At 58.8% G+C, this 23,076-nt stretch carries 16 protein-coding genes; 10 read left to right on the top strand and 6 right to left on the bottom strand.

The features are described 5' to 3' along the window. Positions 1-5 precede the first annotated feature (5 nt). The 7 genes from ACOI8A_RS01035 to ACOI8A_RS01005 are packed head-to-tail and all read left to right on the top strand — an operon-like array spanning position 6 to position 7,766. Positions 6-1,847, top strand: coding sequence for an extracellular solute-binding protein (locus tag ACOI8A_RS01035; RefSeq protein ID WP_420649169.1), 1,842 nt, complete (start codon positions 6-8; stop codon positions 1,845-1,847). Continuing rightward, the gene (locus ACOI8A_RS01030; protein ID WP_420649168.1) at positions 1,834-2,898 is read left to right on the top strand and encodes a microcin C ABC transporter permease YejB; all 1,065 of its coding nucleotides are present in this window, start codon (positions 1,834-1,836) and stop codon (positions 2,896-2,898) included. Before ACOI8A_RS01035 ends, ACOI8A_RS01030 begins: the two co-directional genes overlap by 14 nt. Beyond that, entirely contained in the window at positions 2,898-3,920 is a 1,023-nt protein-coding gene (locus ACOI8A_RS01025) for an ABC transporter permease (protein ID WP_420649167.1), read from the top strand. The genes ACOI8A_RS01030 and ACOI8A_RS01025 overlap by 1 nt, the downstream gene beginning before the upstream one ends. A gap of 1 nt (position 3,921) precedes the next feature. Further along, a complete protein-coding gene (locus ACOI8A_RS01020) occupies positions 3,922-5,544 on the top strand; it encodes an ABC transporter ATP-binding protein (protein WP_420649166.1) in 1,623 nt (540 codons plus the stop codon). 42 nt (positions 5,545-5,586) lie between these two features. Then, positions 5,587-6,114, top strand: a complete 528-nt coding sequence (locus ACOI8A_RS01015; RefSeq protein ID WP_420649165.1) for a PAAR domain-containing protein — start codon at positions 5,587-5,589, stop codon at positions 6,112-6,114. Between the two features lie 12 nt (positions 6,115-6,126). Continuing rightward, the gene (locus tag ACOI8A_RS01010) at positions 6,127-7,179 is read left to right on the top strand and encodes a hypothetical protein (protein WP_420649164.1); all 1,053 of its coding nucleotides are present in this window, start codon (positions 6,127-6,129) and stop codon (positions 7,177-7,179) included. Continuing rightward, positions 7,176-7,766, top strand: coding sequence for a hypothetical protein (locus ACOI8A_RS01005; protein WP_420657627.1), 591 nt, complete (start codon positions 7,176-7,178; stop codon positions 7,764-7,766). Before ACOI8A_RS01010 ends, ACOI8A_RS01005 begins: the two co-directional genes overlap by 4 nt. A gap of 54 nt (positions 7,767-7,820) precedes the next feature. On the opposite strand, the gene ACOI8A_RS01000 is transcribed toward ACOI8A_RS01005, so the two are convergent. Both ACOI8A_RS01000 and ACOI8A_RS00995 read right to left on the bottom strand, forming a co-directional pair. Further along, entirely contained in the window at positions 7,821-8,135 is a 315-nt protein-coding gene (locus ACOI8A_RS01000; protein WP_007946492.1) for an SCP2 sterol-binding domain-containing protein, read from the bottom strand. A 64-nt stretch (positions 8,136-8,199) separates the two neighbouring features. Next, positions 8,200-8,910, bottom strand: a complete 711-nt coding sequence (locus ACOI8A_RS00995) for a histidine phosphatase family protein (RefSeq protein WP_420649162.1) — start codon at positions 8,908-8,910, stop codon at positions 8,200-8,202. A gap of 206 nt (positions 8,911-9,116) precedes the next feature. Here ACOI8A_RS00995 and sohB point away from each other — a divergent pair, with 206 nt between their 5' ends. Then, positions 9,117-10,139 (top strand): protease SohB, encoded by a 1,023-nt coding sequence (sohB, locus tag ACOI8A_RS00990; protein WP_420649161.1) that lies wholly within the window; start codon positions 9,117-9,119, stop codon positions 10,137-10,139. Between the two features lie 288 nt (positions 10,140-10,427). Further along, a complete protein-coding gene (locus tag ACOI8A_RS00985; RefSeq protein ID WP_420657624.1) occupies positions 10,428-15,212 on the top strand; it encodes a dermonecrotic toxin domain-containing protein in 4,785 nt (1,594 codons plus the stop codon). Positions 15,213-15,254: 42 nt separating this feature from the next. On the opposite strand, the gene ACOI8A_RS00980 is transcribed toward ACOI8A_RS00985, so the two are convergent. Both ACOI8A_RS00980 and ACOI8A_RS00975 read right to left on the bottom strand, forming a co-directional pair. Further along, positions 15,255-15,749 (bottom strand): DUF934 domain-containing protein, encoded by a 495-nt coding sequence (locus ACOI8A_RS00980; RefSeq protein WP_420649159.1) that lies wholly within the window; start codon positions 15,747-15,749, stop codon positions 15,255-15,257. Continuing rightward, positions 15,733-17,391, bottom strand: a complete 1,659-nt coding sequence (locus ACOI8A_RS00975; protein WP_420649158.1) for a nitrite/sulfite reductase — start codon at positions 17,389-17,391, stop codon at positions 15,733-15,735. The genes ACOI8A_RS00980 and ACOI8A_RS00975 overlap by 17 nt, the downstream gene beginning before the upstream one ends. Positions 17,392-17,916: 525 nt before the next feature. Between ACOI8A_RS00975 and ACOI8A_RS00970 the strand changes: the two genes are divergently transcribed. Then, positions 17,917-18,990: an ABC transporter substrate-binding protein gene (locus tag ACOI8A_RS00970; RefSeq protein ID WP_420649157.1), complete on the top strand. Its 1,074-nt coding sequence runs from the start codon at positions 17,917-17,919 to the stop codon at positions 18,988-18,990. On the opposite strand, the gene ACOI8A_RS00965 is transcribed toward ACOI8A_RS00970, so the two are convergent. Together ACOI8A_RS00965 and metH are read right to left on the bottom strand one after the other, a co-directional pair. Then, positions 18,987-19,205 (bottom strand): DUF2970 domain-containing protein, encoded by a 219-nt coding sequence (locus ACOI8A_RS00965; protein WP_420649156.1) that lies wholly within the window; start codon positions 19,203-19,205, stop codon positions 18,987-18,989. The two genes, ACOI8A_RS00970 and ACOI8A_RS00965, sit on opposite strands and share 4 nt — an antisense overlap. Before the next feature lie 157 nt (positions 19,206-19,362). Continuing rightward, on the bottom strand, positions 19,363-23,073 hold the full coding sequence (gene metH / locus ACOI8A_RS00960; protein ID WP_420651240.1) for a methionine synthase: 3,711 nt from the start codon (positions 23,071-23,073) through the stop codon (positions 19,363-19,365). Between the last annotated feature and the right edge of the window lie 3 nt (positions 23,074-23,076).

The following is a 23,076-nucleotide window of genomic DNA, read 5'->3' as shown; positions in this document are numbered from 1 at the left end:
TGCCAATGCTCTCCAGACTCATACTCTTCACCGCCATTGCCTGCGCATGCCCTGTGACCTTGGCTGCACCTCAACACGCACTCACGGTCTACGGCGAAACCCCGAAATACGCCCCGGTCTTCCAGCACTTGGCCTACGCCAGCCCCAACGCACCGAAGGGCGGCACCCTGCGTCGCTCGTCCCTGGAAAGCGGCCCGTTCGATCATCTGATCCCCTACGTTGACAAAGGCACCGGCGTCGCCGATATCGACGGCTGGCTCTACGCACCACTGGCCTATCGCAGCAAGGATGAGCCGTTCAGCGTTTACGGTCTGGTGGCGCAGCAAATGGAACTTGATCCGCAGCGACGGTGGCTGCGTTTCTACCTCAACCCCAAGGCACGCTTCGATGACGGTACAGCGATCACCGCAGAGGACGTGCGCTACACCTTCGAGTTGCTCACCACTCAGGGCAGCCTCAAATACCGCCAGCAGTTTCGCGATGTTGCCGAAGTGCAGGTCGAGTCGCCGACTCAAGTGCGCTTCGTGTTCAAGAACAACGACAGCCGCACCTTGCCGCTGGATCTGGCAGTGCTGCCGGTGTTGCCCGGGCACTGGTGGCGCACGCGTAACTTCGCTGACGGCGGGGGCTTTGAAATCCCGCCGGGCAGCGGCCCATATCGGGTCAGCGCGGTGGATGCCGGGCGCAGCGTGAAATTCGAACGGGTCAAGAACTGGTGGGCCAAGGACTTGCCGATCACCCGAGGCCTGTACAACTTCGATCAATTGAGCGTGGAGTTCTTCGCCGACACCGACGTGTCACGCCAGGTGCTCAAGTCCGGTGGCTTCGATTACAACCGCGAATTCTCCGCCACCAGTTACATGATCGGCTACGCCGGGGCGGCACTGGAGCAGGGCAAATTACTCCGTGAACACCTGGCTCCCGGCGCCGCCCAAGGTGCGCAGGGGTTTGTCTTCAACCTGCAAAAACCACAGTTTCAGGATCGCCGTGTGCGCCAGGCGATCGCCATGCTCTGGGATTTCGAATGGAGCAACCGGCAGATGATGCGCAGCATGTACCTGCGCCAGCGCAGCTTTTTCTCGCACAGCGAATTGGCAGCTACTGAGTTGCCGGACGCCGAAGAACTGAAAATCCTCGAACCGCTGCGCGGCAAGATTCCGGACGAAGTTTTCACTCAGGTGTTCCAGGCCCCGCGCACCGATGGCAGCGGTAATGTTCGCGCCCAGCAGCGGCAAGCGCTGAAACTGCTGGCAGCTGCGGGTTGGAAACCCGACGGCGATCAACTGGTGAATGCTGCAGGCGAGCCGTTGCAATTCACCTTCCTCAACGGCCAGAAAGGTTTCGAACGCCTGCTGCTGCCGTTCAAACGCAATCTGGCGCAGATCGGCATCGGCTTCGATATCCGCCAGGTCGACACCGCGCAATACACCAACCGCGTGCGCAATCGCGACTACGACATGATCGTCGCCGGTTATCCGGTGAGTCAGGCGCCGGGGCGCGAGATGTTCAATTACTACGGCTCGGACGGCGCCGATGATCCCGGCTCGAACAACTACATGGTGCTGCGCGATCCGGCGGTGGATGCGCTGCTCGAAGGGTTGGCGCAGGCCGACAGCCGCGAGAGTCTGTTGCGCCACGCGCATGCGCTGGATCGAGTGTTGCAGTGGGGCTACTACTGGGTTCCCAACTATTACCCGCCGGGAATTTCCACGGTGTGGTGGAACCGTTTCGGCCGTCCGCCGATTGCGCCGTTGTACGACGCCGGCCTCGACACTTGGTGGGAAGTCAGCCCGACGGCGTTGACCGCCAAACAACAGCAAAAGGAGTCCGCCCATGTGGGGTTATAGCCTGCGGCGTCTGCTGCTGATCGTGCCGACTTTGCTGGCGATTCTGCTGGTGAATTTTGTGATTGTTCAAGCGGCGCCGGGTGGCCCGGTGGAGCAGGCGATTGCGCGTTTGCAGGGCATCGGTGTCGGTGGCGCAGTCGGTGCCAGCCACGTCGAAACCGTTGGCGGCGAATCGCGTGCCACGCGAGGCCTGGAGCCGAAACTGCTGGCCGATATCGAGCGCCAATATGGCTTCGACAAATCCGTCAGCGAACGCCTGTGGCTGATGCTGAAAAGTTACGCGCAGCTGGATTTCGGCAAGAGCTTCTTCCGTGGTGCCAGTGTCACCGAACTGATCTGGCAGAAGCTGCCAGTCACTCTGTCACTGGGTTTATGGGCGACGCTGATTACCTATCTGGTGTCGATCCCGCTGGGCATCCGCAAAGCCGTGCATAACGGGTCGGCGTTCGATGTCTGGAGCAGCGCGGCGATCATCATTGGCTATGCGATGCCAGGATTTCTTTTCGCGTTGCTGCTGATCGTGGTGTTTGCCGGCGGCACGGCGCTGGACTGGTTTCCGGTGCGCGGGCTGGTCTCGGACAACTTCGCCGAGCTGACGCTGTGGGGCAAGGTCGCCGATTACTTCTGGCATCTGGTGCTGCCGGTCAGCGCACTGGTGATCGGTGGTTTTGCGACCCTGACGATTCTCACTAAAAATAGTTTTCTCAATGAAATCTCGCGGCTGTATGTAGTTACCGCGCGGGCCAAGGGGCTGACTGAAAAACAGGTTCTGTACGGCCACGTTTTCTGCAACGCGATGCTGCTGGTGGTCGCCGGATTGCCGCAAGCGTTGGTCACGGTGTTCTTCGGCGGCTCGCTGCTGATCGAAGTGATCTTCTCGCTCGATGGCCTCGGACGCCTGAGTTACGAGGCGGCGGTATCGCGCGATTACCCGGTGGTGTTCGGCTCGTTGTTCATCTTCACCCTGTTCGGACTGCTGATAAAACTGCTCGGCGACCTGTGTTACACGCTGGTCGACCCGCGCATCGACTTCACCGCGAGGACTGCCTGATGCTGAGCTTATCTCCCATGGGCCAGCGGCGCTGGGCACGGTTCAAGGCGCATCGGCGCGGCTGGTGGTCGTTGTGGCTGTTTCTGGCGCTGTTCGGCCTGAGCCTCGGTGGCGAACTGGTCGCCAATGACAAACCGCTGCTGGTGAGCTATCAGGGCGACTGGTATTTCCCGGTGCTCAAACGCTATACCGAGCAGGACTTCGGCGGTGAATTCCCGTTTCAGCCGGATTACCGCAGCGTCCAGGTGCGTGAATTGATCGAAGGGCAGGGCGGGCGCATGTGGTTTGCGCCGATCCCATTCGGCTTCGACACGGTCAACTACGACCTGACTGAACCGGCACCCAGCCCACCCACTGGCGACAACTGGCTGGGCACCGACGATCAGGCGCGCGATGTATTGGCGCGGGTAATTTTCGGCACGCGGGTTTCACTGTTGTTCGCGTTGGCGCTGACGGCGGTGAGTGCGCTGATCGGCATCGCGGCGGGTGCGTTGCAGGGTTACTACGGCGGCTGGATTGATCTGATCGGCCAGCGTTTGCTGGAGGTCTGGTCGGGGCTGCCGGTGCTGTATCTGCTGATCATCCTGTCGGGTTTTGTCGAGCCGAATTTCTGGTGGCTACTGGGGATCATGGCGCTGTTTTCCTGGCTGAGCCTGGTCGACGTGGTGCGGGCCGAGTTTCTGCGCAGTCGCGGGCTGGAATACGTCAAAGCGGCGCGCGCACTCGGCGTGGGGGATGCGCAAGTGATGCTGCGGCACATCCTGCCCAATGCGATGAGCGCGACCCTGACGTATCTGCCGTTCATCCTCACTGGGGCGATCGCCACCCTGTCGGCGCTGGATTTTCTCGGTTTCGGCATGCCCGCCGGCAGCGCTTCGCTGGGCGAATTGATCGGCCAGGGCAAGAACAATCTGCAAGCGCCGTGGCTGGGGCTGACGGCGTTTTTCGCTCTGGCGCTGATTCTCTCGCTATTGGTGTTTATCGGTGAGGCCTGCCGCGATGCTTTCGACCCGAGGACTTGATATGAACGAAAACCTGATCGAAATACGCGACCTGCGGGTGGCGTTCAAAGGACAAGCAGTGGTGCACGGCGTCGACCTCGACATTCGGCCGGGCGAGTGCCTGGCGTTGGTCGGCGAATCCGGCTCCGGCAAATCAGTCACCGCGCACAGCATCCTGCAACTGCTCGACCCGGCAATCACGCAGATCGACGGCAGCATTCGCTATGCCGGCGAGGAACTGCTCGGCGTACATGAACGCTATCTGCGGCAATTGCGCGGTAACCGCATCGCGATGATTTTTCAGGAGCCGATGAGTTCGCTCAATCCGTTGCACACGATTGAACGCCAGATTGGGGAAACGTTGGCGCTGCACAAGGGCTTGGCTGGCGTCGCGGCGCGCAAGCGCATTCTGCAGTTGCTGGAACTGGTCGGCATTCAGCGCCCGAGTGAACGCTTGAAGGCCTATCCGCATCAGCTCTCCGGCGGCCAACGGCAACGGGTGATGATCGCTATGGCGCTGGCCTGCGAGCCGCAATTGCTGATCGCCGATGAGCCGACCACCGCGCTGGATGTGACCGTGCAGCGCAAGATCCTGTTGCTGCTCAAAGATCTGCAACAACGTTTGGGGATGGCGTTGTTGATCATCAGCCACGACCTGAATCTGGTGCGCACCATCGCGCAACGGGTGGCGGTGATGCGCGGTGGATTGATCGTCGAACAGGCCTCGTGCGAGCAGTTGTTCCGCGCACCGCAGGATCCCTACAGCATCGAGTTGCTCAATGCCGAGTCGGGTGGCGCGCCGCTGTGTCGGGGGGCGGCGGAGAATCTGCTGGAAGTGCGTGATCTCAATGTGCGCTTTCGCCTCGGTGGCGGCTGGCTGCGGCCCAAGTCGTATCTGCACGCGGTGAATGCGATTGGACTGAACCTGCAACGCGGCAAAACCCTCGGGATCGTCGGCGAATCAGGTTCGGGCAAATCCACTTTGGGGCAGGCGATTTTGCGGTTGATCGATGCCGAGGGCAGCATTCGTTTTCAGGGCCAAGCGCTCGAACATTTGAGCGGCAAGCACTTGCGACCGCTGCGCAAACGCCTGCAAGTAGTGTTTCAGGACCCGTTCGGCAGCCTCAGTCCGCGTTTGTCTGTGGAGCAGATCATCGCTGAAGGTTTGCAAGTTCACAGTGATTTGAATGCCGCCGAGCGCGAGCACGCGGTGATCGACGTACTGCGCGAAGTCGGCCTCGATCCGGTCACGCGTCATCGCTATCCGCACGAGTTTTCGGGCGGGCAGCGACAACGGATCGCCATCGCGCGGGCGTTGGTGCTCAAGCCGGATCTGATCCTGCTGGATGAACCGACCTCGGCGCTGGATCGCACGGTGCAAAAGCAGATCGTCACGCTGCTGCGGCGCTTGCAGGAGGAGCATGGGCTGACGTATCTGTTCATCAGCCATGATCTGGCAGTGGTGCGGGCGCTGGCCCATGACCTGATCGTGATGAAGGATGGCGAGGTGCTGGAGCGCGGGGAAACGGCTGAGCTGTTTCGCTCGGCGCGGCATGCCTATACCCGGGAATTGTTGGCGGCTTCCTTTATAACGCCGGTCACCGACCAGAGCAGGCAGGTCGCGAGCCTTTCCACTATGGGATAGATCCGGTAAATTCACGTCCCCGCCCATACAAGGATGTAGACGATGGCAAAGCCTGCCGCCCGCCTTAGCGATCTCAATGCCTGCCCGGTCACCGGTCACGGCACCAACCCGAGTAACAGTGGTTCACCCAATGTGAACATCAATGGCATGCCAGTGTTGCGGGTCGGTGACACCACGGCGTGCGGCGATTCCGTTACTGAAGGCATCGGCAACATCCTGATCAATGGCCAACCCATCGCATTTCTCGGCAGTGCCACCGCCCACGGCGGCCTGATCATTACCGGCTCCGGCGATGTTTTCGTCGGCACTCAGGTCGGCTCTGCACCGTTTACCCCCGTCGTGACCGTTCCCAAGCACAGCGAGCGCTTTCAACTGGTGGACGAGACCACCGGTGAAGCAATCCCCGACATGCTCTATTGCATCGAAACCGGTGATGGCCAGCGCCTGGTTGGACACACCGACAACCACGGCAACGCGGCGCGGGTGTTTACCGCTGACCCGACGTCGATTGTCGTGCAGTGGGGTAAGGAAGCTGCCGCTCACCTGGATGCCCTGGGCATTGATTACTAAGGAAAGTTGAACGTGCCACCACCGAAAAAAAAGCAGGGACAGACCAGTGATCAACATGGGACTACCCAGGTCAAGGGGACGCTCAAGTACGATTATGTGACGGTGGTAGGTTCCTACCACATCAGTCGCTGGACCGAGTTTCGCGAGAATTTTGGCAACAAGATGAGCTTCATCAATCAGGGCGTCGGGCAGTTGAATGACTACCTGGGCATTAAAAAGGGGGCTGCGGATAAAACCTTCTTTTTACTTTTTGTCGCCGAGTACGACCCTAAAATGCGTGCGACGCTCAAAGAGCTTGTCGTCAACAAATACAAAGCCGAATACCTGGAAATAGATTCCGCCGCGGAACTGGTTGCCTTCATAAACAAGCGGGTCGAAGAAAAGCGCGAGATTAAACAACTCGACATTTTTGCCCATGGCGTGGTTTTCAATATCGAGTTCGGTTACGAAATCGAAGGCAAGGACGCGACCTATCGCTTTGGGCCTGAGCAGGCCAGCCAGTTGAAGCCTGAAGCTTTTGCCTTGGGCGCTAATATCTTTTCTTACGCTTGCCGAACCGGGCTGGGTGTGGACGAGACGGCGCTGGTCAGTGAAGGTCAGGAACATTACGAGCTCAGCCTCGCGCAGCAACTTGCCGATGCAACCGGGGCAACCATTCATGCTTACCCGCGACGCAGCCTGTACGACCAGACGTATGGTAGCGACAAAGAGAGAGAGGCTTTGGATGGGGCGAAGGCGCGTATAGCGTTGGACGAAAGAGCCAAATCGGCGTTCAGGATCAAGAAGGTTGGTTACGAGCGACGTCTTGCTGAATACAGATTGTCAAAAAAAGACGACACCCTGGAGTTGCCCGGCGAAACAGCGCCGGTCCAGCCGCCGGAGCAGGCCACCGAAAACGATAAAAAGCTGTCGATGCATGCCCAGAGTCGGGCCAAGAACGAAAAGAACATGAGTTTCCCGTTGGACGATTACGGAGCGGTCGGGAAGGTTCGTTCAGGCAATACGCCTCTGGGGCCACCGAAGCAGCAACTGAAGTTTAAAAAAGGGCAACCGGCGCAACCATGACTGTCAATGTTTACAAACGCGTGAGCGTCATAGCGGCCTTTTTGCTGGTTTTTAGTGCACTGGGTTTGTCTCTGCACACAAGGGAAGATGCGATGAGCGAGAAAGTAATGATGTATTACGGCGACTGGAGCCCGGACGAAAACCGTTTTGATGCAACAAAATGGTTTCGTAACGACCTTTACCGTCGTGATGTTGTTGACGGCAAAGCAAGCGCCGTAACCATGTTGCGTAACCGACCATTGTCTTTCAAGTCGAGCGACAACGATGAGGTAGTAGCTGCTGCCATTGTCGCCCTCGAAGCGGCTGATCCAGCGGTCAATGGCGACTCGCTCGGCAACGCCTGGCCGATGCTGCTTCCGCGAATTCGTTATCGCTACAGCGCTTTTGCAGCGCCGGATACGCCGCAGGATTATTACAATATTTACTTGAAGTATCAGGGTGAGCGGTATGTCATCACCTTCGCTCGTGATGCGCAAACAGGTGAAATCATCCCCGGGGGTAGCGTTCAGTTGATGTACCCAGCCAGTGAAACTCAGATCGCCGATCGTGAGGTCTTCAAGGAGCTGGACGCCGCCGGCATCCCATGATGCTGATACGAAAATCCCGCCATTGAGGCGGGATTTTTTTGGCTGGCCTGCGTCTTACGACGGGAACAGCTCGGACAGTTTCATTGCCAGCATCATGTCGCCTTCAGCGCGCAGTTTGCCGCCCATGAATGCCTGCATGCCGTCGGTCGAACCGTCGACGATGCCTTGCAGGGTTTCGCCGTCCATCACCAGAGTGACCTGGGCGTCCGGGTTTTCGCCTTCCTGCAGTTCGCAGGTGCTGTCTTTGACGATCAGCGAGAAGTTCTTGGTGTCGTCGATGCGGAAACCGAAGACCAGATCCAGACCGGCAGCAGCGGCTGGGTTGAACTTGGCTTTCATTGCTTGTACGGCATCAGCTACGGAGGTCATGGTTCAATCCTTTCTTGGGTAATAGGAGCTGGGTGATTGCAGCAGGGTCACAAATATTCCGGACTCAACGAAAAGTGATGAGTTCCGGGGCCTTCAACAGTTGCAGGTGTGTATGGCTGTTGAAGGAAGCCAGAGCCACCTCGCGACCGCGAAACTTCAGCTGGTTGAGCGAGGTGTTGACGATTTGCCAGTTCAACTCAAAGGCCTGGCGTGCAGGCATTTGCGTAATCAGGTGGAGCAGGGCGGTGATGGTGCCGCCCGAGGTGAACACCGCGATTTTCCGGGTGTTGTCGGCCTGTTCGAGAATCCGTTGCAGACCGGCCTGAACCCGTTCGACGAAACCCAGCCAGCTCTCCAGTCCCGGTGTGTCATAGGTGCCGGCCAGCCAGCGTTCGATGATCAGCGCGAAGATACGCTGGAACTCGCCACGGTTCTGTGCGGCGTTGCGCAGGATGTCGAGTGCTTCGGGCTCATCTTCGAGCATCGCCGGAAGCAGGGCGCGGATCACAGCGTCGGCATCGAATTCGTTGAAAGCAGAATCGATTTCCAACTCGGGAACCGATAGGCCGGCAGCAGTGAACTGTTCAAGCGCGCTGGTGGCCGTGTGCTGCTGGCGGCGCAGGTCACCGGACAGGCAGCGATCGAAGCAAATACCCAGCTCGGCGAGGTGCCGGCCGAGGATTTCTGCCTGGCGCACACCGGTCGGCGACAAGACGTCATAGTCGTCTGCACCAAAAGAGGCCTGGCCATGTCGAATCAAATAGATGCTGCCCACGTCCGCGTCATCCCGGTACGTTGAAGGTTTGGCGAGGTTATGAGGATGAGGGTGAGCTGTCAATGAAAAAACATACGCTTGTTTGAATGGCCGCTTGCAGCCTTGTTGCGAGAGGTTTCACGGCTGGCCGATGGGCCGGTGCATGGGTATGCTGGAACTAATTCCCGCGCGCGTTTGAAAGCGGCGCATTGCTTGAAGGAGTCCCTGTGGATTTTTTTGTTGAATACGCCAGTTTTCTGGCCAAGACCGTCACGCTGGTGGTCGCGATTCTGATAGTGCTCGCCAGTTTTGCCGCATTGCGCAGCAAGGGGCGGCGCAAAGCGGCCGGCCAGTTGCAGGTCAGCAAGCTCAATGATTTCTATAAAGGCCTGCGTGAGCGTCTGGAGCAGACCTTGCTCGACAAAGACCAACTCAAGGCGTTGCGCAAGGGCCAGGCCAAATCCGAGAAGAAGCAGAAAAAGAAGCCCGAGGCCAAGCCGCGGGTATTCGTGCTGGATTTCGACGGCGATATCAAGGCTTCGGCTACCGAAAGCCTGCGCCACGAAATTACCGCGCTGTTGACCCTCGCGACACCAAAAGACGAAGTGGTACTGCGTCTGGAAAGCGGCGGCGGCATGGTCCACAGCTATGGCCTGGCCTCATCGCAACTGGCGCGCATCCGCGATGCCGGTGTCCCGCTCACAGTCTGCATCGACAAGGTCGCGGCCAGCGGTGGCTACATGATGGCGTGCATCGGCGACAAGATCATCAGCGCGCCGTTTGCCATTCTCGGGTCGATCGGTGTGGTCGCGCAGCTACCCAACATCAACCGCCTGTTGAAAAAGCACGACATCGATTTCGAAGTGCTGACCGCCGGTGAATACAAACGCACCCTGACCGTGTTTGGCGAAAATACCGAGAAGGGCCGTGAGAAGTTCCAGGAAGATCTGGACATCACCCATCGGCTGTTCAAGAACTTCGTCGCGCGCTATCGCCCGCAATTGGCCATCGATGAAGTGGCGACTGGCGAAATCTGGCTGGGCATCGCCGCGCTGGAAAACCAACTGGTCGATGAACTCAAGACCAGTGATGAATACCTGGCTGATCGCGCCAGACACTCCGAGGTCTATCACCTGCACTATGCCGAGCGCAAAAGTCTGCAAGAACGCATCGGCATGGCCGCCAGCGGTTCGGTGGATCGCGTTCTACTGAGCTGGTGGAGTCGTCTGACTCAACAACGCTTCTGGTAATCGCTGAATACGCTCGGGTGGTTACAGCCATTCGAGCGTAATTCATATTGCCCGGCGAGCTGTGCGGTATATACATATATTAAAGATTCGCATTGTTGCTGGGTTTGCTGCAAACCTATCAACTAATGGCGATGTATTGAATGCTGTTTCAACTTTATTCTGAATGTTCCTTTCAGAACAAGGTTGTTGAACATGGACGTTAAAAACAGTAAGTCGAAACTGTCAGAGATGACGCCTGCACAGCAGGGCGTTTTTTTTGAATTGTTTAAAAAACAGATTCCTGCTTGGGTGGTTGAATCATCGGACGCCGTTCGCGAAAGTCTGTATGAGAGCCTTAAGTCCAGTTACAAATCCCGCCACGCCGCGCTTGAAGAATTCAACAAGCTGAAATCTCCGGAAAGCTTTTGCAAGCCCCTGCTGGTCAAGGCCATGGCTGACAAGCTGGGGGCACCGTTCGAGGTCGAGGGGGCGATTTTTCAGCATGTGCGCTCTACTTCGAGCCTGCTGGGGCTGCGCAAAAAGCTGGTGCTGCCAATTGATCGTGATCTGTTGACGGCAGCCTGCGAAAACTTCGAGCTGGCGGAAACCTTGTCCGGCAACTATCATGAGAGCTCCTTGCTTTATATTCCTGAGCGCGTGACCGGGCGATCCAATCAGGTTTTGTCGATGCTACCCCATGAGTTCGCCAGGCTCTGCCGGTATCTCGATCTGGGCAAGCAGTATCAAAACCACGTGCAAAAATTTTTTGGCAGTGACACTCAAGTGGCAAGTTTGCAGGAAGTGTCTGTCGCCAGTTGCATGGGCCAGTTTGAAGTCGATCGGCATATCGCCTATATGCGCGGACATATTACTGCCGATGTTTATCAGATGCTTGAGTCGGTAAAGGACAAAGCGTCTTCGATCACGCTTGGCAATAATACTCTCGGATACCAAAGTCTCGAGTTATTGGGGGTGAAACTCAGAGGCCCTATGTTCATCGGTCCGGTGAGCGAACACGCCGACGAGGATTATCGTTGCGTCGTGTATGTGCCGGATGATCCGGAGCACCCATTGAAGGAATACCCGTCGTTCGTGAGGTTCGAACTCGAGTTGAGCCGGCGCTTGCGAAACTTCACTTTCCGCAGTTTTTTCATGGGTTTCATCAATCTGCAGGATCGCTCAAGCTTCCTTGCGGGGTTGGAGCTACGTCTGTTGAATAACAGCGCAAGTCCCTTTCCTGTTACATCAAACTACGTGCCGCTGACAGGCGTCGATCTCGAAGGTGACGCCAGACTCGACCTGTTTCTGGCGATCTTCCAGCAGCGTGCAGCGCAGGTGATTGCCGACAGTCGACTGCTGGTCGTGCCGACTGACGACGAAGACGAAAAAACCCGCCTGGCCAGGCTGGAAACATACAAAACCATTGGACTGAACACGGTGTTGTTCTTTGCGTCCTTCCTGCCTGTGCTCGGGCTGGTCATGTGTGCGGTTGCCGGGCTGCAGTTGCTCGGCAAGGTGTTCGAAGGCATCAATAGTTGGGCCCATGGCGATCAGGAGCATGCAACCGATTGCCTGTTCGACACCCTTGAGAATCTGATCCTGATGGCAGGCTTTGCCGCCGGCAGTGTTGCTGCGGGCAAGGCTTACAAGATCGTGCGTTCGTCGAACTTCGTACAGGGACTCAGACGTGTGCCGTTTGATGCGCACTCGCACCGATTGTGGAATCCGGATATGGCGCCATATCGCTTGCGGGAAGCATTGCCGAGCGGTCTGGCCGCTAACGATCAGGGACTGGTCTGGCGTGGCGACAAGCGCTATCTGCCGTTGGGCCAGGACGCGTATGCCGTGCGTGAAATCGACGGTAGCGGATTATGGGAGGTGCGCAATCCGCAGTCACAAGAGCGTTATGCCCCGCAACTTGAGACCAACGGTGCAGGCGCCTGGCGTCACGACTCCGAACTGCCACACAATTGGAGTGCGCTTGCGCTGTTCCGCCGCCTGGGTTACCGCGAAGACATGGTTTCGGACACGCGGGCTTTGCAGATCATCGCGTCCAGCGGCATCGACGAGACGGCCATGCGGCAACAGTTCGTCGACCGCGGCAAACCGATGGCGATATTGACCGATTCAGTCAGACGCTTCCGTGCCGACGCTGACGTGTCAGCCTTCATGGAGCAAATGGTCACGCCATTGTCCGCGCCACTGGCCGATGCCGACTTGCAGTTGTATCTGCTGACGGGAGCAGGGCGCTGGCCTGCGGACTTGGTGATCATTGTGACTGACATCGGGGGTGAAGAGGTCGCGCGCTATGGCGAGGGCAAAGCTCATCGGCGAGTGGAAATCAAACAGGATACGTTGCGCAAAGGCCAGTTCTACCCAGCGCTGTTGACTGCGCTCAACGAAGCGGAGCGCACGCGCTTGCTGGGCGCGGCCACCGTGGAGCTGAAAAACCAGACCACGCTGATGGGCAAGCACATCGCCGGGTTGGCACCGCGCATGCGCATGGCGTTGATGGAGCGCCTGTACCGGCGAGTCGACGTGTCAGCATTGTTTCGCAGCGAGCCGATCATCAAAGCGTTTCCGGGGCTGTCCGCCAGTGTAGCCGACGAGCTGGTACAACATGCCGATGTGCGTGAGTGGGAGCAACTGGAGTCTGACAAAGTCCCGCTGCGCCTGGCTGAAGAGTCGCGACGCTATCAACAGATCCAGCGGCTCAATCGCGCATACGAAGGACTGTATCTGGACGCCGCCAGCGGTCGCGATCCAGACATGCTGGTGCTCGACACGTTGACGCATTTGCCGGGGTGGCCCGGGGATGTACATATCGAGATTCTGGATTGGGGGGTGTACGCCGATCAGCGCGCCACTGTCGGGCTGAGCGACGCCGCATATCAGGTACTCATCGAAGCGTACGCCGAGCGTTATCAGGGACTGGACACGCAGAACACCGTTGTATCGAGTCAGCCGGCGCGCACGCGTGCTAACTTTTTCCAGGCGCTATGGCAAAGCCTTCCCAAGCATGCTCGCAAAGCCATCGGCGTTGATGCGGACTCCGATGGCGCGGGGCTGCGCCAGAAAATCACGGCGCTGGCGTTACAGCGACGCGATGCATTTGCCAAGGTGCTGGGCGTGTCGGCCGCGCGCGCGGACTACCGCTCGCCGATGGGCCTGGCGGATCGTCAGGTCGAACGCCCGATTGTGCTCGGAACGCTGCAGGCCAATGCTGCGCCGCTAAAATCGCCGGCGCTGATACGGCGCGCCCGGGAGCTTTATCCGGCTCATTCCACTGCGCAAATCGAACGCTTTGTCTCGACGCTGGGCACTGACGAAGTACTGGCTATCAGGACACTTGAGCGCATGCGCCAGGAATACCGGACACTGGTCGAAACCCTCGAGCGCTGGGTGCATCGCGATACCTGGTACCACGAGGACGATGGGAATCGACTCAAGGTGCCGCTCCACAGCAAGGCCCGTGCGGCGCGAACGATATTGAGCGCGTGGCGCAAGGAGACCCGCAGTTCGGCGCATTCGGATCACCTTTCATACACTTTGGCTCTTGATACGCTGCCCTTGGGGGATCTGCCGGTACTGATTGCCGATTTCGCTCACGTTGACGTACTGCAGTTGAGCGGAATTGGCGCCAGCGCCGGATTGAATACCTTTCTGCGCAATTTCACTCGTCTGCGCGTGTTGAATCTGTCAGGCAACGGGCTGACACGCATTCCCCAGGCCATTGCAGACATGCCTGGCTTGACGGGGCTGGATCTGAGCAACAACCGGATCCGCCTGATCGAGCGATCCATGCAAGAACTCGGCGCCAAGACGCATTTGCATATGCTCAACCTCAGTTTGAATACGACGTTGGGGCACGCCCCGGCTGTCGCCGCAATGAGCAATTTGCGCCATCTCGATTTGCGCGAAACCGGTATCACCGAGTGGCCCGCGGACCTTGCCGGGCTTAGCCATCTGGAAACCCTGGATCTGCGCAACAACAAGATCGTGGAAATACCCGATTCCGTGTTCAAGTCCCGCACGGTGCTCAATCGCGGCACCAGTATCGATGGCAATCCTTTGTCCGAGGCCGGCCTGCGAGCAATCGCGGCTTATCAGCAAGCGCAGGGCATCAGCCTGGGCGTCATCACCACCGAATACCTCGCCACCGCGCGAATGGCTGCCGACCGAACAGGTACCGGTTGGGTCAGTGGCTTGCCCACCGTGCGGCTCGCCCGGGCACAGGAAGTATTGACATCGTTGTCGGACGATCCGGACTCAAGGGCATTTTTTGAAGTATTGATGCAATTGCGGGGCACTGCCGATTACACACGAACCCGTACACAACTGGCCGAAAGGGTCTGGAACGTTCTGGAGGCGGCTTGTGACGACGACAGCCTGCGCCGCGCGCTGTTTCGCATGGCCAGGATTGGCCGGGTCAGTGCCGTCAATGCGCCCGCGCTGTTCAGCGATCTGGAGGTCAGAGTGCTGTGCGCTCGGGCAATGGCGGCTGCCCGCACCGGAACGCAGTCGCTGGAAGGCGATCTGATCCGCCTGCTGCGCGGGCTGTTCCGATTGCAACAGGTGGATAAACAGGTCTTGCTGGAAACGGCGCGGCGCGCGCGGACAGAATCGCTGAGCTTTCACCAGGCACTGGATATCAGTCTGATCTACCGCGTCAGGCTGGCGCAGCGACTGCAACTGCCGGCGCAACCCCACGAGCTGAATGTACAGCTGGATGCCGAGGTCTCCGACGCGCAGATCGACAACGCCTATCTGGAAGTGGTCAAGGCCGAGCAGACTTCGCAACTGAACGATTCGATCAGTCGGCAGGAATTCTGGGCCGAATACCTGTTTACAACACGCCGTGAAGCATTTGCCGAAATCCTCGATCGCAGCGCCCAGTCTTTCGCGCGGCTGGACGCTCAGGTCGAGCTGCCGCGCGAATCCGCTACGCAGCAAATGACGACGATTTTCGACAACTTCAGGAATGAGAGCCAGGAGCTGCGCAAGCAGTTGACCATCGCGGCGTTGACCCGCCATCCGGAGCTGACCTTGCCAGTCACACCGAGGCCTAACCGATTGGAAGTAAGAGAAGGGTGAGTCTACGCCCCGAGTCCGTCGATACGGGCCCGGGGCGTTCGATCAACGGCGACGGAACAGCGGCAGCGGTTCGTCAGTGGCGGCCTGATAGGTCACCGAAAAATCCTTGAGGCTCTCAAGGGCGTCATACGGGTCTTTGTCCGCGCGCAAGGCGAAGGCATCGAAACCGCAGCGGCGCAGGTAAAACAACTGGTCACGCAACACATCACCAATCGCCCGCAGTTCGCCTTTGAAACCATAACGGTCACGCAGCAGACGGGCGTTGGAGTAGTTACGGCCGTCGGTGAACGCCGGAAAGTTCAGGGCAATAACCTGAAACTCGTTGGCGTCTTCACCGATTTCTTCGGCTTCTTCGTCGGCGTCCAGCCACACGCCCAAACCGCCATCGCGGGCCTTGAGCATACGGCTGTGTTCACGCCACAGCTGCAATGGCACGATCAGGTCGTCGCAGTTGCTGATCTCGTCGATGTTGAAATCCTTGGGCAGCAAGTGCCAGGTTTCGTCGACGACTTCGTTGTTCTTAATGATTCGCTGCATAGACGCGTTCCTTGAAGAGGTCGATGCCAATACGCTGGTAGGTGTCGATGAAGCGCTCGTCTTCGGTACGTTGCTCAACGTAGACATCGATCAGCTTCGAGATCACGTCAGGCATGGCGTCCTGAGCGAAAGACGGGCCGAGGATCTTGCCCAGGCTCGCGTCACGGCTGGCGCTGCCGCCGAGCGATACCTGATAGAACTCTTCACCTTTCTTGTCCACCCCGAGGATGCCGATGTGGCCGACGTGGTGGTGACCGCAGGCGTTCATGCAACCGGAGATGTTCAGGTCGAGTTCACCGATGTCGAACAGGTAATCCAGGTCGTCGAAACGGCGCTGGATCGATTCGGCAATCGGGATCGACTTGGCGTTGGCCAGCGAGCAGAAATCACCGCCAGGGCAGCAGATGATATCGGTCAGCAGGCCGATGTTCGGCGTGGCGAACCCACCTTCACGCAGCTCGCCCCACAGGGTGAACAACTGGCTCTGCTCGACGTCGGCAAGAATGATGTTCTGTTCATGCGAAGTGCGCATTTGACCGAAGCTGTAACGGTCGGCCAGATCGGCCACGGCGTCGAGCTGCTTGTCAGTGATGTCGCCCGGCGCTACGCCGGTCGGCTTCAGCGACAAGGTTACGGCAACGTAACCCGGCTTCTTGTGCGCCAGGGTGTTGCGTGCGCGCCAGCGGGCGAAACCTGGATGCTCTTTGTCGAGTGCCGCCAGCTCGGCGTCTTGATTGCTCAGCGCCTTGTAATCCGGATCGACGAAGTGCTTGGCGACGCGATGTACTTCGGCTTCGGTCAGGGTGGTCTGGCCGCCGCGCAGGTGTTGCATTTCGGCATCGACTTTCTGTGCGAACACTTCAGGCGTCAGCGCCTTGACGAGGATCTTGATCCGCGCCTTGTATTTGTTGTCGCGACGGCCATAGCGGTTGTACACACGCAGGATGGCGTCGAGGTAGCTCAACAGATCTTGCCACGGCAGGAATTCGTTGATGAACGCGCCGATTACCGGGGTACGACCGAGGCCGCCACCGACCAGTACACGGAAGCCCAGTTCGCCAGCGGCGTTGTGCACCGGTTCGAGGCCGATGTCGTGGACTTCGATGGCTGCGCGGTCGGAGGTCGAACCGTTGACGGCGATCTTGAATTTACGTGGCAGGTAGGCGAATTCCGGGTGGAACGTGGTCCACTGACGGACGATCTCGCACCATGGACGCGGGTCGATGACTTCATCGAACGCGACACCGGCGAACTGGTCGGTGGTGACATTGCGCAGGCAGTTACCGCTGGTCTGGATCGCGTGCATCTGCACGGTGGCCAGTTCGGCAAGGATGTCCGGGATGTCTTCCAGCGCCGGCCAGTTGAACTGCACGTTCTGGCGGGTACTGATGTGCGCGTAGCCCTTGTCGTAGTCGCGGGCAATTCTGGCCATCATGCGCAACTGACGCGAGGTCAGTTGGCCGTAAGGCACAGCGACGCGCAACATCGGCGCGAAACGTTGAATGTACAGGCCATTCTGCAGGCGCAGGGGGCGGAATTCTTCTTCGCTCAGCTCGCCTGCCAGATAGCGTCGGGTCTGATCACGGAACTGCTTGACGCGGTCCTCGATGATCCGCTGATCGTACTCGTCGTATACGTACATATAAGTCCTGTTCTCAGGCTTGGGTCACTCGGAAGGGCGCTGCGTTTTCGTTTTGCCGGAGTCCGAAAGTGCCTCTGCAATTCTGCGCGCACGGCCGCGCACTCCCAACGGAGCCGGGGCAATATACCCGTTTGCAGTTATGCGCAAAAGTGATGTTTGAGTATATGGAAAGAACCAAATCGCCTAACGAGAACAGTTATTAACTAATCCACATTTGTAGTGCGGACAATCATCGTCTTAACTGTGCTCGAGTGTTACTGCAATCACCGATAAAACCGATAAGAGGCGATGCAATGAGCAATCCCACCAAAGCAAGGAAAAGCGATAGCAGCGTTGATGCCTGGGCGATTTTGTTCCTGATCATTCTGGTGGTGGGAACCGCCGTATTCTGGGTCAGTCACCAGTAAAACGACCCGTCCGGGCCCGCCTCCGAAGATTGTCGGACAAAAAGCGGGAACAAGCGTGAATGGCCGGGTTCTCGAGGGCTATACTGCGCGGCCATTTTTCCTTGGGCCCGGATGATTCATGTTCAAAATCTTGCACCTCAGTCTGCTGATGTTCGGCGCGGTTTTCGCAACCTGCGCGCGGGCGGAGTCGGTGCTGTTCCTCAATCCGGGTTCAACTCAGGAAGCCTTCTGGGTCAGTTATTCGCAATTCATGCAGTCTGCCGCCCGGGATCTGGGGATTGATCTGCAAATCCTCTATTCGCAACGCCAACCCGAACTGACCCTGGCCCAGGCGCGCCTGGCGCTGCAAGGCCCGAAGCGCCCGGATTTTCTGGTGTTCGTCAATGAGCAATACGTGGCGCCGCAGATCCTGCGCATGGCCACCGACAGCGGCGTGAAGCTGTTTATGGTCAATGCAGCACTCACTGCCAATCAGCAAGCGCTGGTTGGCGAGCGTGCAGACCTCATCGGCAGTTTGCTGCCCAACGACGAGGAGGGCGGTTACCTGATGATGAAGGAGTTGATCCGTCTGCATCCGCCGGTAGCGCCCGGTGAGCGCATCGATCTGCTGGCCTTTTCCGGCCTGAAAATCACCCCGTCGGCGCAACTGCGCGAAAAAGGCATGCAGCGCGCACTCGCCGAGCATCCGCAAGTGCGTTTGCGCCAACTGGTTTACAGCGGCTGGATTCAGGACCGCGCCTATGAACAGGCGAAGTTGCTGCGCGTGCGGTATCCGAAAGCGTCACTGGTGTGGTCGGCCAACGACGAGATGGCGTTCGGCGCGATGCGCGCGTTTTCTGAAATCGGCAAAGTACCGGGTAAGGATCTGCTGTTCAGCGCGGTCAACACCTCGCCAGCGGCATTGCAGGCAGTGGTCGACGGACGCTTGAGTGTATTGGTTGGCGGGCATTTCACTTTGGGCGGTTGGGCGCTGGTGGAATTGCATGATGCGCAGATGGGCGTCGATTTGAACAAATACGGCGGCCGCAACCGGCAGATCCCACTGTTGCAACTGATCGACAAAACCCAGGCGCGACAAATGCTGGCCATGGGCGCCTCGCCGGATTACGGCGTGCACTTTAAAAAGCTGTCGGCGAAGGGCCGACCAGCGTCTTATCGCTACCCGTTCAACCTGCAAACCCTGATGCGCTAAACGCCTGCCAGATGAACCACCAGTTTGACGATGCCGAACAGCGTCAATGCGAACACCGCCGTGAAGCCGATCCCGAGTAACAGAAAGTGGCTGGGCTTGCCGTGAGTGAAGTCCCTTGCCCGGTTCTTGCCGCTCTGCACCCCGAACGCCGCAGCCATCACGCTGTGCAGCATCTGCCAGAAGGTCGGCGGTTTGTTGTCGACTGGATCGTCCATAAATCCCTCGTCTGCGTGTGTGTCAGACAAGCATAGCCAACCTTCTGAAGAACACTGCAAAACCCCTGCAGGAGTGAGCCTGCTCACCCAAGATGTTGGCTGACCCGACGCCATCGCTGGCAAGCCAGCTCCCACAGGGTATTGGGTCAGCAGTTACTCAGTTGTCATAACCCAGATTCGGCGCCAACCAGCGTTCAGTCACGCTCAACTCCTGCCCTTTGCGCGATGTGTAGCTCGCGACCTGATCCTTGTCGACCTTGCCCACCGCAAAGTACTGCGCCTGCGGATGCGCGAAGTACCAGCCGCTGACTGCCGCCGCCGGGAACATTGCGTAGTGCTCGGTGAGGAACACGCCGCTACGACCGGCGCGCATTTCTTCAGCTTCAGGATCGAGCAACGCAAACAACGCGGCTTTCTCGGTATGGTCCGGGCAGGCCGGATAACCCGGAGCAGGGCGGATGCCGCTGTATTGCTCTTTGATCAACGCGTCGTTGTCGAGCGTTTCATCCTTGGCATAACCCCAGTGTTCTTTACGCACTTGCTGGTGCAGCCATTCGGCGCATGCTTCCGCCAGACGATCAGCCAGGGCCTTGACCATGATCGAGTTGTAATCGTCGCCAGCGTCCTGATAAGCCTTGGCGACTTCTTCGGCGCCGATGCCGGCGGTGGTGATGAAGCCGCCGACGTAGTCGGTGATTTCGCTGTCTTTCGGCGCGACGAAGTCGGCCAGCGAGAAGTTCGGTTTGCCGTCGGTCTTGATGATCTGCTGACGCAGGTGATGCAGTTTGGCCAATGGCTTGCCATCGTCGCCGTACAGTTCGATGTCGTCGTCATGCACTTGATTGGCCGGCCAGAAACCGAACACTGCGCGGGCGCTAATCAGTTTCTCGTCGATCAGCTTGGCAAGCATTTCCTGGGCATCGGCGTACAGCGCAGTGGCGGCTTCACCGACCACTTCGTCTTCGAGGATGCGCGGGAACTTGCCGGCCAGATCCCACGAGATGAAGAACGGCGTCCAGTCGATGTACTCGGCCAGCACCTTGAGATCGATATTGTCCAGCACGCGCGCGCCAGTGAAGGTCGGTTTGACCGGCGTGTAGTTTGCCCAGTCGAACTGCGGCTTCTTGGCAATCGCCGCTGGATAGCTCAGGCGCTCAGTGCGCGCGCTGCGGTTGGCGGTGCGCTCACGCACTTCGACGTATTCGGCACGGGTGCGCTCGACGAAACCGGCCTTGAGTTCCTTGGACAGCAGCTGTGTAGCCACGCCCACCGCGCGCGAGGCATCGGTCACGTAAACCACGGCATCGTTGCTGTACTTCGGTTCGATCTTCACCGCCGTGTGCGCTTTGGAAGTGGTCGCGCCGCCGATCATCAACGGCAGGTGGAAGTCCTGACGCTGCATCTCGCGAGCGACATGCACCATTTCATCCAGGGACGGGGTGATCAGACCGGACAAGCCGATGATGTCGCACTTCTGTTCTTTGGCGACCTGCAGAATCTTTTCCGCCGGGACCATCACGCCAAGGTCAACGATGTCGTAGCCGTTGCAACCCAGCACCACGCCGACAATGTTCTTGCCGATGTCATGCACGTCACCTTTGACGGTGGCCATGAGAATCTTGCCCTTGGCCTCCGGTTTGTCGCCTTTTTCCAGTTCGATGAACGGGATCAAGTGCGCAACGGCCTGCTTCATCACGCGGGCGGATTTCACCACTTGCGGCAGGAACATTTTGCCGGCGCCGAACAGGTCGCCGACGATGTTCATGCCGGACATCAGCGGGCCTTCGATCACCTCGATCGGGCGGCTGAATGACTGGCGCGATTCTTCGGTGTCTTCAACGATGTGCGTGGTGATGCCCTTGACCAGCGCATGTTCCAGACGCTTGTTGACCTCCCAGCCGCGCCATTCTTCGGTCTCGGCTTCCTTGACGCTGCCGTCGCCCTTGTACTTATCGGCGATGGCGAGCAGGGCGTCGGTGCCGTTCGGCGTGCGGTTGAGCACCACGTCTTCGACGGCGTCGCGCAGTTCGGCCGGGATCTGGTCGTAGATCTCCAGCTGACCGGCGTTGACGATGCCCATGGTCAGCCCATTGCGGATCGCGTACAGCAGGAACACCGAGTGGATCGCCTCACGCACCGGGTTGTTGCCCCGGAACGAGAACGACACGTTGGACACGCCGCCCGACGTCAGCGCATACGGCAGTTCATCGCGGATGTAGGCGCAGGCGTTGATGAAGTCCACAGCGTAGTTGTTGTGTTCTTCGATGCCGGTGGCCACGGCGAAGATGTTCGGGTCGAAGATGATGTCTTCCGGCGGAAAGCCGACTTCGTTGACCAGAATGTCGTAGGAGCGTTTGCAGATTTCTTTCTTGCGCGCTTCGGTGTCGGCCTGGCCGGCTTCGTCGAACGCCATGACCACGACCGCCGCGCCGTAGCGCTTGCACAGTTTGGCGTGGTGGATGAACTGCTCGACGCCTTCTTTCATGCTGATCGAGTTGACGATGCCCTTGCCCTGAATGCATTTCAGGCCGGCTTCGATCACTTCCCATTTCGAGGAGTCGATCATGATCGGTACGCGCGAGATGTCCGGTTCACCGGCAATCAGATTGAGGAAGGTCACCATGGCCTTCTTCGAATCGAGCATGCCTTCGTCCATGTTGATGTCGATCACCAGCGCGCCGGCCTCGACCTGTTGCAGGGCGACTTCCAGCGCTTCGGTGTAGTTGTCTTCACGAATCAAACGGGCGAATTTCGCCGAGCCGGTGATGTTGGTGCGCTCACCGACGTTGACGAACAGCGAGCTGCGATCGATGGTGAACGGCTCAAGACCGGCCAGGCGGCAGGCCTTGGGAATGTCCGGAATCGGCCGTGGCGCGTAACCGGCCACCGCTTTGGCGATGGCTTCGATGTGGCCCGGCGTGGTCCCGCAGCAGCCACCGACGATGTTGAGGAATCCGCTCTGGGCGAATTCTTCGATGACTTTGGCGGTTTCCGACGGCAGTTCGTCGTACTCGCCGAATTCGTTCGGCAGGCCGGCGTTCGGGTGCGCGGAAACGTGAGTACCGGCCTTGTCCGACAGTTCTTCCAGATACGGACGCAGCTCACGGGCGCCGAGTGCGCAGTTGAGGCCAACGGAAATCGGCTTGGCGTGCGCCACCGAGTTCCAGAATGCTTCGGTGGTCTGGCCCGACAAGGTACGGCCGGAGGCGTCGGTGATGGTCCCGGAGATCATGATCGGCAGTTCGAAACCGACTTCCTCGAACACACCTTGCACTGCGAAGATCGCGGCTTTGGCGTTGAGGGTATCGAAGATGGTTTCGATCAGGATCAGGTCGGCGCCGCCCTCGATCAGGCCTTTGGTGGCCTCGGTGTAGTTCTCCACCAGCTCATCAAAAGTGACGTTGCGGTAGCCGGGGTTGTTGACGTCCGGCGACAGCGAGCAGGTGCGGCTGGTCGGGCCGAGCACGCCGGCGACGAAGCGCGGCTTGTCCGGGTTCTCGGCGGTCTTGGCGTCGGCGACCTTGCGCGCCAGGCGTGCGCCTTCTACGTTTAATTCGTAGGCCAGCTCCTCCATGCCGTAATCGGCCATGGAAATCCGCGTGGCGTTGAAGGTGTTGGTTTCAAGGATGTCGGCACCGGCATCCAGGTAGGCTTTTTCGATACCGCCGATCACGTCCGGACGAGTGATCACCAGCAGGTCGTTGTTGCCCTTGACGTCGCTCGGCCAGTCGGCGAAGCGTTTGCCGCGATAATCCTGCTCTTCGAGCTTATAGCTCTGGATCATCGTGCCCATGCCGCCGTCCAGAATCAGGATGCGCTCTTTGAGAGCTTGCTTGAGAGCTTGAAGACGGACGCTGCGATCGGACATTGG

This window comes from Pseudomonas sp. P4795, assembly GCF_048822895.1.
GTDB lineage: Bacteria > Pseudomonadota > Gammaproteobacteria > Pseudomonadales > Pseudomonadaceae > Aquipseudomonas.
Note: the sequence above shows the minus strand (reverse complement) of the source record. Positions and strands in the feature narration are given on the sequence as shown.

What these genes read in the sequence shown, in the direction of transcription:
- ACOI8A_RS01035 (WP_420649169.1), top strand. Translation starts at nt 6, where the DNA reads ATGCTCTCCAGACTCATACTCTTCACCGCCATTGCCTGCGCATGCCCT.
- ACOI8A_RS01030 (WP_420649168.1), top strand. Translation starts at nt 1,834, where the DNA reads ATGTGGGGTTATAGCCTGCGGCGTCTGCTGCTGATCGTGCCGACTTTG.
- ACOI8A_RS01025 (WP_420649167.1), top strand. Translation starts at nt 2,898, where the DNA reads ATGCTGAGCTTATCTCCCATGGGCCAGCGGCGCTGGGCACGGTTCAAG.
- ACOI8A_RS01020 (WP_420649166.1), top strand. Translation starts at nt 3,922, where the DNA reads ATGAACGAAAACCTGATCGAAATACGCGACCTGCGGGTGGCGTTCAAA.
- ACOI8A_RS01015 (WP_420649165.1), top strand. Translation starts at nt 5,587, where the DNA reads ATGGCAAAGCCTGCCGCCCGCCTTAGCGATCTCAATGCCTGCCCGGTC.
- ACOI8A_RS01005 (WP_420657627.1), top strand. Translation starts at nt 7,176, where the DNA reads ATGACTGTCAATGTTTACAAACGCGTGAGCGTCATAGCGGCCTTTTTG.
- ACOI8A_RS01000 (WP_007946492.1), bottom strand. Translation starts at nt 8,135, where the DNA reads ATGACCTCCGTAGCTGATGCCGTACAAGCAATGAAAGCCAAGTTCAAC.
- ACOI8A_RS00980 (WP_420649159.1), bottom strand. Translation starts at nt 15,749, where the DNA reads ATGCAGCGAATCATTAAGAACAACGAAGTCGTCGACGAAACCTGGCAC.
- ACOI8A_RS00975 (WP_420649158.1), bottom strand. Translation starts at nt 17,391, where the DNA reads ATGTACGTATACGACGAGTACGATCAGCGGATCATCGAGGACCGCGTC.
- ACOI8A_RS00970 (WP_420649157.1), top strand. Translation starts at nt 17,917, where the DNA reads ATGTTCAAAATCTTGCACCTCAGTCTGCTGATGTTCGGCGCGGTTTTC.
- ACOI8A_RS00965 (WP_420649156.1), bottom strand. Translation starts at nt 19,205, where the DNA reads ATGGACGATCCAGTCGACAACAAACCGCCGACCTTCTGGCAGATGCTG.
- metH (WP_420651240.1), bottom strand. Translation starts at nt 23,073, where the DNA reads ATGTCCGATCGCAGCGTCCGTCTTCAAGCTCTCAAGCAAGCTCTCAAA.